Origin of the sequence: Aeromonas sp. CD (assembly GCF_033349375.1) — a bacterium.
GTDB lineage: Bacteria > Pseudomonadota > Gammaproteobacteria > Enterobacterales > Aeromonadaceae > Aeromonas > Aeromonas hydrophila.
This window is the reverse complement of record NZ_CP137631.1, coordinates 1,843,285-1,856,895: the sequence shown is the minus strand read 5'-3', so window position 1 is coordinate 1,856,895 and position 13,611 is coordinate 1,843,285. Positions and strand designations below refer to the sequence as shown.

The 13,611-nt window shown below is 62.9% G+C and carries 12 protein-coding genes and 1 other RNA gene; 2 read left to right on the top strand and 11 right to left on the bottom strand.

What is annotated here, in order from left to right:
* Window positions 1–7: 7 nt before the first annotated feature.
* From R2E40_RS08675 to R2E40_RS08630, 10 genes are all read right to left on the bottom strand, one after another.
* The gene (locus R2E40_RS08675; protein WP_318165245.1) at window positions 8–757 is read right to left on the bottom strand and encodes a class I SAM-dependent methyltransferase; all 750 of its coding nucleotides are present in this window, start codon (window positions 755–757) and stop codon (window positions 8–10) included.
* A gap of 139 nt (window positions 758–896) precedes the next feature.
* Entirely contained in the window at window positions 897–1,328 is a 432-nt protein-coding gene (gene arsC / locus R2E40_RS08670) for a glutaredoxin-dependent arsenate reductase (RefSeq protein WP_318165244.1), read from the bottom strand.
* A complete protein-coding gene (arsB, locus tag R2E40_RS08665; RefSeq protein WP_318165243.1) occupies window positions 1,325–2,401 on the bottom strand; it encodes an ACR3 family arsenite efflux transporter in 1,077 nt (358 codons plus the stop codon). Before arsB ends, arsC begins: the two co-directional genes overlap by 4 nt.
* Before the next feature lie 45 nt (window positions 2,402–2,446).
* Entirely contained in the window at window positions 2,447–2,797 is a 351-nt protein-coding gene (locus R2E40_RS08660) for a helix-turn-helix domain-containing protein (RefSeq protein ID WP_318165242.1), read from the bottom strand.
* 158 nt (window positions 2,798–2,955) lie between these two features.
* A complete protein-coding gene (gene gcvP / locus R2E40_RS08655; protein ID WP_318165241.1) occupies window positions 2,956–5,832 on the bottom strand; it encodes an aminomethyl-transferring glycine dehydrogenase in 2,877 nt (958 codons plus the stop codon).
* A 252-nt stretch (window positions 5,833–6,084) separates the two neighbouring features.
* The gene (gene gcvH, locus R2E40_RS08650) at window positions 6,085–6,474 is read right to left on the bottom strand and encodes a glycine cleavage system protein GcvH (protein WP_318165240.1); all 390 of its coding nucleotides are present in this window, start codon (window positions 6,472–6,474) and stop codon (window positions 6,085–6,087) included.
* Window positions 6,475–6,579: 105 nt separating this feature from the next.
* The gene (gcvT, locus tag R2E40_RS08645; protein ID WP_016350379.1) at window positions 6,580–7,677 is read right to left on the bottom strand and encodes a glycine cleavage system aminomethyltransferase GcvT; all 1,098 of its coding nucleotides are present in this window, start codon (window positions 7,675–7,677) and stop codon (window positions 6,580–6,582) included.
* Window positions 7,678–8,155: 478 nt separating this feature from the next.
* The gene (locus tag R2E40_RS08640; protein WP_318165239.1) at window positions 8,156–9,391 is read right to left on the bottom strand and encodes an FAD-dependent 2-octaprenylphenol hydroxylase; all 1,236 of its coding nucleotides are present in this window, start codon (window positions 9,389–9,391) and stop codon (window positions 8,156–8,158) included.
* 88 nt (window positions 9,392–9,479) lie between these two features.
* Complete coding sequence (ubiH, locus tag R2E40_RS08635; protein ID WP_318165238.1) at window positions 9,480–10,697, bottom strand: 2-octaprenyl-6-methoxyphenyl hydroxylase; 1,218 nt, start codon at window positions 10,695–10,697, stop codon at window positions 9,480–9,482.
* 183 nt (window positions 10,698–10,880) lie between these two features.
* Window positions 10,881–11,450 carry a UPF0149 family protein gene (locus tag R2E40_RS08630; RefSeq protein ID WP_318165237.1) on the bottom strand — a complete coding sequence of 190 codons (570 nt, stop codon included), beginning with the start codon at window positions 11,448–11,450 and terminating at the stop codon, window positions 10,881–10,883.
* Between the two features lie 173 nt (window positions 11,451–11,623).
* Between R2E40_RS08630 and zapA the strand changes: the two genes are divergently transcribed.
* Together zapA and ssrS are read left to right on the top strand one after the other, a co-directional pair.
* Window positions 11,624–11,956 carry a cell division protein ZapA gene (gene zapA / locus R2E40_RS08625; protein ID WP_016350376.1) on the top strand — a complete coding sequence of 111 codons (333 nt, stop codon included), beginning with the start codon at window positions 11,624–11,626 and terminating at the stop codon, window positions 11,954–11,956.
* A 16-nt stretch (window positions 11,957–11,972) separates the two neighbouring features.
* Window positions 11,973–12,155: non-coding RNA, 6S RNA (gene ssrS, locus R2E40_RS08620), on the top strand.
* A gap of 142 nt (window positions 12,156–12,297) precedes the next feature.
* Here ssrS and emrD read toward each other — a convergent pair.
* Entirely contained in the window at window positions 12,298–13,497 is a 1,200-nt protein-coding gene (gene emrD, locus R2E40_RS08615; RefSeq protein WP_016350375.1) for a multidrug efflux MFS transporter EmrD, read from the bottom strand.
* Window positions 13,498–13,611 lie beyond the last annotated feature (114 nt).

Here is a 13,611-nt window from a genome sequence, read left to right as displayed (position 1 = left end):
GCCCCTGCTACACCCGGCCGCTGTAGAGCAGGGTGTCGTAGTTGAAGGCAATCACGCCATCGACCGCATGGCGGGCAAATTCCCGCGCGATCAGCGCCGTCAGCTCGGCATGGGCTTGCGAACCGGCCACCGGGGCATAGGAAGAGGAGTTGAGCCGCCCCAGCACCCCGTCGAGATCGAACAGCTGGCGGTTGGCGAAACGATCGAGCCGGTACTCCCCCTCGAAGAAGGCCTGAAAATCCCCTTCACCCAGATTGCGATGATTGACCTCTTCGTAATCGCCCGAATAGGTACGCAGCCCCGCCTCATAAGCCTTGAGAAATGGGGTGTCGGTCAGCCGGTCGTTCCAGATGAGGGCAACCCGGCCACCGGGTCTGAGCAGCCGCCGGCACTCCTGCTTGAAGGCGGCGCGATCAAACCAGTGAAACGCCTGCGCCACCGTCACCAGATCCACTGACCCGTCCGCCAGACCGGTGGCTTCGGCACTGCCATCCTGCCACTCGACATTGGCCACTGCCTGCAGCTGCTGCCGGGCCGCCCCGCGCATCTCCGCATTTGGCTCAACCGCCCAGACTTGCGCCACCCGGGGGGCCAGCAGCGCGGTCAGGATGCCGGTGCCAGCCCCGATATCGGCCACCCAGGCAGCCGGCCCCATGGCCAACTCGCTGGCCAGAAAATCGAGCATGGCGGCAGGATAACTTGGCCGATATTTCACATAGGCCTCGACCCGGGTCGAGAATCGCTGGGTACTGTCCATTGCCACTCCTTGTGCTGGATCTGTGCGGGATCAGGGCCGAATCAATCGCCCCGCCCCTCATCCTGCCCCGAACGCAACCAGCAAGGCAACCACCCCGTCATGGCTGCCGGCATCATCGCCATTCACGCCACGGCCAGAGTCAGCCGATGCGCCTGCCTTGTGCATCCACCACCTGCTCCCCATCTTCCTTGCTGAAGGCCCCTTGCTGGGGGCTCGGCAGAATATCCAGCACCACTTCTGACGGGCGGCACAGCTTGGTGCCAAGCGGTGTCACCACGATGGGACGGTTGATCAGAATAGGATGAGCCAGCATGGCATCGACCAGTTCATCGTCGCTGAACTTGTTCTCGGCCAGTCCCAACGCCTCATAGGGGGGCACGTTCTGGCGCAGCAGGTCGCGAACCGGCATGCCCATGGCGGCAATCAAGGCCTGCAGGGTGTCGCGACTGGGCGGTGTCTCCAGATAGTGGATGACGGTCGGCTCAACGCCTGAGTTGCGGATAAGCGCCAGCGTATTGCGGGAGGTGCCGCAGGCAGGGTTGTGGTAGATGGTGATTTGGGCGTCATTCATGATGGGTTCTCTGGGTTGGTATAAGAGTGCTTCATGCGCAGGGCGACATTGACCAGGGCGATCAGTACGGGAACCTCCACCAGCGGGCCGATCACCCCGGCAAAGGCCTGATCCGAGCTCAGCCCGAACACCGCGATAGCGACGGCGATGGCCAGCTCGAAGTTGTTGCCAGTGGCGGTAAAGGCGATGGAGGCGTTCTTGTCATAGGGGATGCCCAGTTTCTTGCCCACCAAGAAGCTGGTGAAGAACATCAGCACGAAGTAGACCACCAAGGGCACCGCGACCCGCAGCACATCCATGGGCAGTTCGACGATCATCCCCCCCTTGAGGCTGAACATCAGCACGATAGTGAGCAGCAGCGCGATAAGCGTGATGGGGGAAATTGCCGGAATAAAACGCTCGGTGTACCACTTCTCCCCTTTAGCCTTGACCAGATAGTGACGGCTCAGGAAGCCTGCCAGAAAGGGAATGCCCAGATAGATCAGCACGCTTTGCGCGATATCCAGCATGGTGATATCCACCGCAAAGCCCTGCAGGCCAAACAGCGGCGGCAGCACGGTAATAAACAACCAGGCCATCAGGCTGTAGGTGAGGATCTGGAACGCGCTGTTGAGCGCCACCAGGCCGGCGCCGTACTCCTTGCTGCCGCCGCCGAGATCGTTCCACACCAGCACCATGGCGATGCAGCGCGCCAGGCCTATCAAGATGAGCCCCACCATATAGCCCGGCTGATCGTGCAAAAACACCAGCGCGATGACGAACATCAAGATGGGGCCCACCAGCCAGTTCATCACCAATGATAGGGTGATGGCGCGGCGATCCCGGGTCATGGCCCCCATGGAGCCGTAATTCACCTTGGCCAGCGGTGGATACATCATCAGGATCAGGCCGATGGCCAAAGGTATATTGGTGGTCCCGACCGACATGGCCTCGTTCCACTGGGCAACTTGAGGGAACAGATAGCCAATCCCAACCCCGATGCCCATAGCGATGAAGATCCAGAGGGTCAGATTGCGGTCTAGAAAACGCATTTTTTTGCTGACGGGCAGATCGCAGCAGGCATTGGTACTCATAAAAAGACTCCCAGAAGGGTAACGAATGGCGGGCAGAGAGTGCCCTTACTCTTTATCACAACAGGCAGGCGCACAGAGGGGCTCGACACCTCCCACCCCGCAGGCTTCCGGATGACCGGCGCAGCACTCTTCGGTGAGATAACCGATCAAATCGAGCATCAGGGGAATGTTGGCGCGATAGCGCAAGAAACGCCCCTCCTGCTCCACCGAGAGCAGGCCCGCGTGCAACATGGCCTTGAGGTGAAACGAGAGGGTATTTGGGGCGATGTCGAGCTCGCTGGCAAGCTGGCCGGCCACCATGCCTTCCAGACCCGACTTGACCAGCAAGCGCCACACATCGAGACGAATGCCGGATGCGAGGGACTCAAACACCTTGGTAGCGATCACTTTGTTCATGCAAACCTCCGTCTATCTCCGCATGAATTCAACTATACAAGAAACATTGAAATGATCAAGTTCCCCCGCCATTTCAGCGCCATCGTCCCCGCCAATAAAAAGGGCCTTGCGCATGCAAGGCCCTTGGTCTCTCTGTTCGGGTCGAAGCGACGCTGCCCTTACTTGGCGTAATCCTCGGTCGGGATGCAGGAGCAGAACAGGTTGCGATCGCCGTAGACGTCGTCGATGCGGTTGACCGACGGCCACAGCTTGGCGGCGCGCACGGCCTCCGACGGGAACACCGCCTCGGCGCGGCTGTAGCCACGGGACCACTCAGCGTCCATCACGTCATCCTGGGTGTGCGGCGCATGGACCAGCGGGTTGTCGGTGAGACTCCACTGCCCGTCCTGCACCTTGGCAATCTCGGCACGAATGGCGGTCATGGCCTCGACGAAGCGGTCCAGCTCGCGCTTGGATTCCGACTCGGTCGGCTCGACCATCAGGGTACCCGCTACCGGGAAGCTCATGGTCGGCGCGTGGAAGCCGTAGTCCATCAGCCGCTTGGCCACGTCCATCTCGCTGATGCCAGAGGCTTCTTTGAGCGGGCGGATATCCAGGATGCACTCGTGGGCCACCCGACCGTTACGGCCGGAGTAGAGCACCGGGAAGGATTCACCCAGCTTCTTGGCCAGGTAGTTGGCGTTGAGGATGGCCACCTGAGTGGATTTCTTCAGCCCCTCGTCCCCCAGCATGGCGATGTACATCCAGCTGATGGGCAGGATGCTGGCCGAGCCGAACGGCGCCGCCGACACGGCGCCGTTGTTGCGGCTCTCCTTGTCGGTCTTGACCACGGCGTGACCGGCCACGAACGGCGCCAGGTGTTTCTTCACGCCGATGGGGCCCATGCCCGGGCCGCCACCGCCATGAGGAATGGCGAAGGTCTTGTGCAGGTTGAGGTGGGACACGTCCGCCCCGATAAAGCCCGGCGCAGTGAGGCCCACCTGGGCGTTCATGTTGGCGCCGTCCAGATAGACCTGACCACCGTGCTGGTGAACGATGTCGCACACCTCCTTGATGGTCTCCTCGTACACCCCGTGGGTGGAGGGGTAGGTCACCATCAGACAGCTAAGCTTCTCCCCCGCCTCGGCGGCCTTGGCGCGCAGATCGTCCAGATCCACGTTGCCCGACTTGTCACAGGCGGTGACGATGACCCGCAGGCCCGCCATCTGGGCGGAGGCCGGGTTGGTACCGTGCGCGGACGCCGGAATGAGGCAGATGTCACGATGCCCCTCGCCGCGGGACTCGTGGTACTTCTTGATGGCGAGCAGGCCGGCGTATTCGCCCTGGGCACCGGAGTTGGGCTGCATGCAGACCGCATCGTAACCGGTCACCTTCACCAGCCAGTTTTCAAGATCAGCCAGCAGCAGCTGATAACCCTTGGCCTGGGCCAGCGGGGCGAACGGGTGCAGCTTGCCAAACTCGGGCCAGGTCACCGGGATCATCTCGGCGGTAGCGTTGAGTTTCATGGTGCAGGAGCCCAAGGAAATCATGGCGTAGTTGAGGGCCAGATCTTTGGCTTCGAGACGGTGGATGTAACGCAGCATCTCGGTCTCGGAGTGGTACTTGTTGAACACCTCGTGGGTCAGCACGGCATCGGTGCGCAGCAGATCCTGCGGGATGGCGTGATGGGTCTGCGCCGCCTGGTCGAGGGCCTCGATGTCCAGGCCGTGGCCTGCGCCCAGGAACAGCTCGAACAGCTCGGCCACATCGCCACGGGTAGTGGTTTCAGAGAGCGACACCCCTACCGCGCCATCGAGATCCGCACGCAGGTTGATGCCGAGCCCCTCGGCCTTGGCAATGAGCGCGGCCTTGTCGGCAGTCTGCACGGTCAGGGTATCGAACCAGCTGGCATGCTTGAGGGCCACGCCCTTGGCCTTGAGGCCGAGCGCCAGAATGGTGGTCAGACGGTGCACGCGGGAGGCGATGGTTTTAAGTCCCACCGGGCCGTGGTAGACGGCGTAGAAGCTCGCCATGTTGGCCAGCAGCACCTGAGCGGTACAGATGTTGGAATTGGCCTTCTCGCGGCGGATGTGCTGCTCGCGGGTCTGCATCGCCATGCGCAGGGCGGCCTTGCCACGGGCATCCTTGGAGACACCGATGATGCGGCCCGGCATGGAGCGCTTGTAGGCATCGCGAGTGGCAAAGAAGGCGGCGTGCGGGCCACCGTAGCCCATGGGCACGCCAAAGCGCTGGGCCGAGCCCAGCACCACGTCGGCCCCCAGCTCGCCCGGGGATTTGAGCAGCAACAGGGAGAGCAGGTCGGCGCTGACACAGGCCAGCCCTTTCTGGGCCTGCACGGCAGCAATGAGGGCCCGCAGGTCTTTCACTTCCCCTGTGGTGGTGGGGTACTGGAACAGGGCACCGAACACCTCTTCGGCGCAGGCCTGTGCGGCCGGGCCGACGGCCACGTCAAAACCGAAGTGGACCGCCCGCTCCTTGACCACGTCGATCACCTGCGGGTGCACGTCGTCGGCCACGAAGAAGAGGTTGGACTTGGACTTGGCCATCCGCTTGGCCAGCGCCATCGCCTCGGCGGCGGCGGTCGCCTCATCCAGCAGGGAGGCACTGGCCAGATCCATGCCGGTCAAGTCCAGAGTCAACTGCTGGAAGTTGAGCAGGGCTTCGAGACGGCCCTGCGCCAGCTCGGGCTGGTACGGGGTGTAGGCGGTATACCAGCCCGGATTTTCCAGCACGTTGCGCAAGATGACGTGGGGCACGTGGGTATCGTGATAGCCCATGCCGATGTAGCTCTTGGCTACCTTGTTCTGGGCGGCATAGCCCTTGAGCTTGGCCAGCGCTTCCACCTCGGTCATGGAGGCGCCGATGCCGAGCGGACCCGGCCGGCGAATGGCGGCGGGGACGGTCTGCTCAATCAGATCATCCAGGCTCTCGGCGCCCACCACGGCCAGCAGGGCGCGCAGATCTTCCTCACCCGGCCCGATGTGACGGCGGATGAAATCGGTTTTTTGCTCGAGTTCAAACAGTGACTGGGTCATTTCCCTATTCCTGATAAAAAGTCCTGATAACTAAGTGCCTGACAGCCGGCCTCGACCGGCGTCACTCATGTTCGGCTGGCAGGGTGGCCCCTGCCGGCACCGGATGTCGCTCATAGCGACAGGGGGGCGTCTTGCGGCTGACCGGGTTGCCGCGGGCAAACCGGTGCGGACGACTTCACCCTCGCCGGTCGGCCTCCAGGCCGACGGGCACCTATACAAACGGGCCCTGCGCATTGGCAGGGCCCGGGGGCATTACTCTTCGTCCACCACGTTCTGGTAGCCTTCGGCATCCAGCAGGTTGGCGAGCTCGCCCGCGTCGTCCAGCTTGATGCGGAACAGCCAGCCGGCACCGTAGGGGTCGGAGTTGACCAGCTCGGGGCTGCCTTCCAGCTCTTCGTTGACGGCCAGGATCTCGCCGCTCACCGGGCTGTAGATGTCAGAGGCGGCCTTGACCGACTCGGCCACGGCGCAGTCATCACCGGCACCGACCTGTTTGCCCACTTCCGGCAGATCGACGAACACCATGTCACCCAGCAGCTCCTGGGCGTGCTCGGTGATACCGACCACTGCCTCGCCGCTGGCTTCGACACGGATCCACTCGTGGGAGGTGGCATATTTCAGTTCGCTCGGGATATGGCTCATTTGTGCTTCCTTTATTCACTTGGATCACTTGTCCCGGCGCGTTCGACAGACGTTGCCGGGGCAAGGGGGTCTGGCGAAGGGCAGCCCCTTCGCCGCAATGGGTCGTTACACCAGCTTCTGGCCGTTGCGCACGAAAGCCGGCTTGGTCACTTTGACGGTGACCAGCTTCTTGCGGATCTCCACCGAGGCCTGTTCGCCGATATCACGGGGCACCCGCGCCAGGGCAATACTGTACCCCAGGGTGGGCGAGAAAGAGCCGGAGGTGATCACACCTTCCCGCTCTTCTCCAGCGGCGGTGGTGAAGGTGACCGGCATGCCGCTGCGCAGCACGCCCTTCTCTTCCATCACCAGACCCACCAGCTTGGGCTGGCTGCCGGCGGCTTTCTGGGCTTCCAGCGCGGCGCGGCCGATGAACTGGCGATCGCTCGGTTCCCAGGCGATGGTCCAGGCCATGTTGGCGGCAAGGGGAGAGACGGTTTCGTCCATGTCCTGGCCGTAGAGGTTCATGCCGGCCTCGAGGCGCAGGGTGTCACGGGCACCCAGGCCGCAAGGGGCCACGCCGTTGTCCAGCAGCGCCTGCCACAGATCGCACGCCTGCTCTTGCGGCACCACGATCTCGTAGCCATCTTCACCGGTGTAGCCGGTGGTGGCGATGAAGAGCTCGCCGGCCTGCACGCCGAAGAAGGGCTTCATGCCTTCCACTGCGGCATTTTGCTCGGCGCTGAACACCTTGGCCGCCTTGGCCTTGGCGTTGGGGCCCTGCACCGCGATCATGGCGAGCTCGGGGCGCTCGGTCACGGTCACCCCGAAGTCCTGGGCGTGGTGGCGGATCCAGGCCAGATCCTTCTCGCGGGTGGCGGAGTTGACCACCAAGCGGTAGAAGGTCTCGCCAAGGTAATAGGTGATGAGGTCATCGATGACACCGCCTTCCGGGGTCAGCATGCCGCTGTAGAGGGCCTTGCCGAAGACGGTGAGCTTGGCCACATCGTTGGCCAGCAGGTGTTGCAGGAAGGCTTTGACCCGCTCGCCGGTCAAATCGACGATGGTCATGTGGGAGACGTCGAACATGCCGGCATCGGTGCGCACCTGGTGGTGCTCTTCCAGCTGTGAGCCGTAGTTGATGGGCATTTCCCAACCGTGGAAGTCCACCATCTTGGCGCCGGCTTCCAGGTGCTTGGGATGCAATACTGTAGTCTGGATCATCGCTGTGTTTCCTTAAGCGTTCGCGACAACACTCACGCATCGCTCGCCCGGCAGCCACCATCCGGTTGTCTACCTGGGTGGCAGCAAGCGACGTGCCTGAGTCTGTGCTCGTTCCGGCCCTGCAGGGCAAGAGTGATTCCTTGAACGCAGCGGATTATAAGCCAAGCGGACGCGCATGCCGCTCAAAAAAAACTAATCCACCGCCAGTAAACAGACCCCAGACACTAAGGTAAAAACAGTGATAAAAACAGACCAAACCCGGTAATGGCGATATTAAATTTTGATTTTTACCGTTTCGTCACAATTTGGAGAAAAACGTTTCGCCAAGCGCCCAGATTAAAGGCTGATGCCCAAACCGGGTCATCAGCCTCATCACATTAGTTTTGTTGTGAAAACAGCCGGGTATTATTAGATTTTTTCACCCTTGGCCAGGGCAGGCAGCTCGCCTTCCAGCCCCATGGCGGCCCGGATCACCCTCTTACTTCGGCCGGGTCGGCAAATTGTTCCCCTTGGCCAAGGCCGGCAACTCACCCTCTAACCCCATGGCAGCCCGGATCACGCTTTGCTTGAGCGGCGTCAGCAGATCGAAGGCGCACAGCCCGGCCCCACGCACCAGCTTCTTGAGCGGGTTGCTGCCGGCAAACAGCCGCTTGAGCCCCTCCATCGCCGCCAGCATGCTGGCCGCCTCGCTCTTGCGCCAGCGCTCATAGCCGCGCAGATTGGCGAGCCGGCCGATGTCCTTGCCCGCCGCCTGATTGCGCAGGATCTGCTCGGCCAGCGCGGCGGCATCCAGCAGCCCCAGGTTGACCCCCTGCCCCGCCAGCGGGTGGATGGTGTGAGCGGCATCCCCCACCAGCACCAGCCGCTCGCGGGCAAAGTCGCGGGCATAGCGGGCGGTGAGCGGGATGGCGCTGCGCGCCCCTTCCACCTTGCACAGCCCCAATCGGCCGTCGAACGCGGTGGTGAGCTGGCGGTTGAACTGCTCTTCATCGCACTGACAGAGCGCCTCGGCACGGGCCGCTGGCACCGACCAGACGATGGAGCAGAGATCCGGTTGCCACAGGGGCAGGAAGGCGAGCGGCCCCTCGGGGGTGAAGATCTGACGCGCCACCGCCTCGTGGGGCTCGGCACAACGCACCGTCGCCACCAGCGCGTGATGACCGTAATCCCAGCTGGTGAGCGGGATGTCGGCCTGCCGGCGCACCCAGGAGTGAGCGCCATCGGCCGCCACCACCAGCTTGGCCGACAGCGCGCGGCCATCTTCCAGCAGCAGCAGGGAGCCCGCCTCGCCGCTTTGCAGGCTGCTCGCCCGGGCCGGGCTCAGCAGCTGGATGTTGTCGCCATCAAGAACCGCTTCCAGCAGCGCCAGCTGGATGACCCGGTTCTCGACGATGTGGCCGAGCTCGGGCTGGCGCAGGCTGGCGGCATCAAACGCGATCCGGCCAAAGCTGTCCTGCTCCCACACCTCCATCTGCCCGTAGGGCTGCAGGCGACGGGCCTCGATCCCGCGCCAGGCGCCCACCTGCTGCAGGATGCGCTGACTGGCCAGACTCAAAGCGCTGACCCGGTTGTCCGGCGCCTCGTCAAGCGCGGGCTCCGGCAGCTGGCCCTCGACCACGGCGACCTTGAGTGCACTTCCCTTGAGCGCGGCGGCGAGCCCCAGGCCCACCATGCCGCCCCCCACAATCACCACATCCACGTTTTGCATCTGCATCGTTTATATCCTTTCAGGGCTGATCGCCGGGATCAGCGAGGGCACGCCCGAAGGCGCACCCGTTCAATACCCATGACGTCACCTCGCCTCAGGGGCGGCACACATCGGCGACAAACCCCAAAGTGCGGGAGGCCAGCGGCGCCTTGAGACAGCTCAGCCGCCCCATCAGGGAGAGCGCCAGGTTGCGGCCCGCCACCAGAGGGGCATGATCATTGGAGAAGAGCTGGGCCAGCGAGGAGGTGAGCCAGACCGTCTGGGCCTGATCCCCCTTGCGCTGCTGCCAGTAGCCGCTTAGCACCGCAAAGCTGCCGATATCCTCCCCCGCCGTCAGCGCCCGGCCCACCGCTCGGGTGAGCAGATCCAGATCGCGCATGCCGAGGTTGAAGCCCTGACCGGCGATGGGATGCAGCAGATGGGCGGCGTTGCCCACCAGTACGGTGCGCTGGGCCAGCGGGTAGTCGGCCACCGTCAGCACCAGCGGATAGACGTGGCGCTGACCGGTTTGCAGGAAGCGGCCGAGGCGCCAGCCGAAAGCCTGTTGCAGACGGGCCAGAAACGCGGCGTCATCGAGCGCCATCAAGGCTGGCGCCTCATCCCGCGCCACGCTCCAGACCAGGGAGGAGAGCCCGCCCTGCATCGGCAGCAGGGCCAGCGGCCCCCCTTGGGTGAAACGCTCGAAAGCCCGTCCGGCCGGATCTTCGGCGGTCTTGACGGTGGCGATGATGGCGCTCTGACCGTAGTCGTGGCGGCTCACCGCCAGCTTGCACTGCTGGCGCACGAAGGAGTTGCCACCATCGGCCGCCATCAGCAGGCGAGTCTGGTAACGCTCGCCGCTGGCCAGGGTCAGGTTCACCCCTTCCGTCAATGGCTCCACGCGCTCGAGCTGGGCCGGACACAGCATGCGGATCTGCGGGCAGGCGGCAATCCCCTGCTGCAGCGCAATGCCCGCCGCCGACAGCTCGATCACCCGGCCGAGGGCTGGCAGGCCATACTCCGCCGCCGTCAAGCCGGCCTGGCCGAAGTGGCCCCGATCCGACACATGAATCTGGCTGATGGGGCTGCAATGGGGTGCAAAACGGGACCAGAGCCCGTGCCGGGCCAGCGCCTCGCAGGTGCCGGCAGAGAGCGCGATGGCGCGGGCATCGAAACCGGGGTGCGCATTGAGCTCGGGGGCGCTCGCCTCCAGCAGCAGGATCTGCAGGGGCTTGGGCCCTGGCAGGGCCGCGAGGGAGAGCGCCAGCACGGCGCCGCTCATTCCACCACCGACGATGGCCACATCGACGTGGTTCAAATCAGATTGAGACATGAGATGAGGGGAAAGACTGAAAACGTGGAGTCATGCTAACACAAAGCGTGGGGTCGGGATGCGAAGCCACGGGCAAAAAAGCGCAGTCTCTGTCGTCACTTGCCTCATCACGGCGGGCCGGCGCAGGCAACATCCCGATGTAAAAAGAGCGCCACCAGGCGCTCTTTTTAGGGGCCGACCGACTCAGTGCAGGGTCGGCGGCGTGCTCGGGGCATCCGGCCGCTTGCCGAACTCCTCGAAGCTCATCATCACCCCGAGGCGCACATGCTCGTAGAGCACCAGGAAGGAAGCTTCGTTCTCTTCATCTTCCTGATCGAACTCGGCGGAGACCTGGGTGATGCTGGCGATATCCTGGATCATCTCCTGCAGCTCTTCGGAAGCCTTGGAGAGCTCCTGCTGCACCACACCGAAACCGGCCAGGAAGGCCTGGGACCAATCCACCAGCGAGTCGATGCGCTCGTCGAGCGGCGCTTCGTCGCTTGGCAGCAGCAGCTCGACCCCTTTCTGGGCCATCAGGCTCTCGATCACCTGGTGATAGAGATCGGTCATCACCTGGCGCACCGGGGCCGGCAGACCGAAACCGTCGTTGACCAGATCATTGAAATGGGGCAGCCAGCTCTTGTCGTCCAGTGCCACACCACCGCACACCAGACCGCAGATCACGCCATGGGCCTCTACAGCCGTCGCCATCAGCTCATGCTGCTCCATCAGGTCGGCCACGACCGCGTATTTCAGGGGGTTCGTTTTGCTCATCGAAGATCCGCTCAAAGTTCAGGCAAATATGCAGAATTAATGGTCAGGATCCTAGCATTCTCCCCCTTCCAGAGCCAGCAAGGCCTTGAAACTTCTGCATCTGCGCTATATAGTCCCGCCCAGTTGTCCACGTGGATAAAGGCGGAAATCAGCTCCGCCGTATTGAGGAAGGCATGAGCACAGAGGCCGTAGAAATCGTCATTTTGGGACGTCCCTACAAGGTATCCTGTCCCCTGGGACAGCAGGATGCCCTGCGCCAGGCCGCCGACCAGCTGACTGATAAACTCATCGAGCTGCGTCAACGCTCCAAGGTCTCCAGCAACGAACAGCTGGCGGTGATGGCAGCGCTCAATTTTTGCCATGAGCTCTGCCTTGAAAAAGAGAAAAATCACCAATACTCTGAGACCATGGACAAGCGGATCAAGATGCTGCAACGCACCATCGAAGCGGCCTTGATCGAGCACGGACAATATGGCGAATCCAGCGACGAAGGCCTGCAGCCCTAATCGTCCACCGTTTTAAAATTCCCTGGGGTGTTTGTCAGCCGGTTCAAGTCCCCGAGCCGATATTCATACCAAACAGGGGATCTGCCTTCTGGCTATTGCGCATGCTCGGCACGACCGAGAAGCCTGCGGTCAGATCCGATCCCCGCCTTGAACCGACGGTTCAAGGGCCCAAACCGGCAACGGCATCTCCGGGGTACCAACAGCAAAAAGCCCGTCACCAGTGTGACGGGCTTTTTCTTTATCTCCTGCACTATCCCTCTCCCCTGTCGCGGCGCCAGTCACACCAGAAGCGGCCCATAAAAAACCCGCCGGCTTGGGCGGGTCTTTTCTATGCGCTCGGCTCAGACAGCCATCTGTTGATGGGGTGAGCCGTGGTGGCGCAGCCAGAGGAAACTCAGCGCCACGATCAGCACCATCAGTGTCATGATGGCCCCCAGAGTCACTTGCCCTTCCATTGGGAAGCAGGCTGCCAGCAGCGTCACGATACCGGCCCCCAGGTTCTGCATGCCGCCGAGAATGGCACCGGCAGTGCCCGCCTGACCCGGGAAGGGTTCGATGGCGCAGGAGGTAGCGGTCGGATAGAGAATGCCGCTGCCGATGAAGTAGACGGCGGCGCCGCCAACCAGGGAGGCCGCACTCACGACCCCGAACAGACCCGGCAGCAGGATGATCAGCGACCCCAGCGCCAGGAAGACGATGCCAAGGCGCATCAGCTTGCCCTGACTCAGGCGAAAACTGAGCTTGGCAGAGAGCCAGGCACCGAACAGATAACCGGGCAGCGGCAGCACGAACAGCACGCTGACGGTACGGGCACTCAGCTTGAGCACATCGCCGAGCAGCACGCCGGCCGCCGCCTCGAACACCGCCAGACCGGCAAAGGTCGCCATCAGGCAGAGCAGGTTGCCCTGAAAGCGCGGATTGCCGAGTACGTGGCGATAGGCGGCACCGACTCGCAGCGGCTGTTGGCGTGCGGTCGCCGGCAGCGTTTCAGCGAACCAGGCCAGCAGCGCCAGAGTCGTCACCGCACCGAAGCCGAACAGGAACCAGTACCCGGCACGCCAGTTGAACAGCTCTGTTAACCAGCCGCCCAGCACCGGCGCCAGCAGCGGGGAGAAGATCACCCCCATACTCACTAGGCTGTTGGCCCGGTTGAGCTCGGCGCCGCTGTAGCGATCGCGCATCACGGTCCGGCTCATGGCGCCGCCCGCCCCGGTGCCCAGCCCCTGAATGAAGCTGCCCACCAGCAGCGCCATGAAGCTTGGGATCAACTGAATGGTCAGGGTGCCCACCAGAAACACCATCATGCCGATCAGCAGGATGGGGCGACGGCCGATGCGATCCGACAGCGGGCCGTAAACAAACTGAGAGAGCCCGTACGGGATCAGGTAACAGGCCATCACCGCCTGCAACTGACCGGAGGCCACGTTGAAGTCCCCCGCCATCATGGGAATGGAGGGCACATACAGGGTCTGGGTCATCTGGCCCACAGCGACCATCAGAATGGTCAGAAAAAACAGCGGATAAAAACTGTGCCGATACATATCTCAGTCCCGAAAATCATCAAAAAGCTGCCGCACCCCTGGCAGAAACCTGCAGAGGGGATCCAAAAACACAGAGTCAATCAAAGGTGAAAATACAAGGCGGAGAACCCGCAC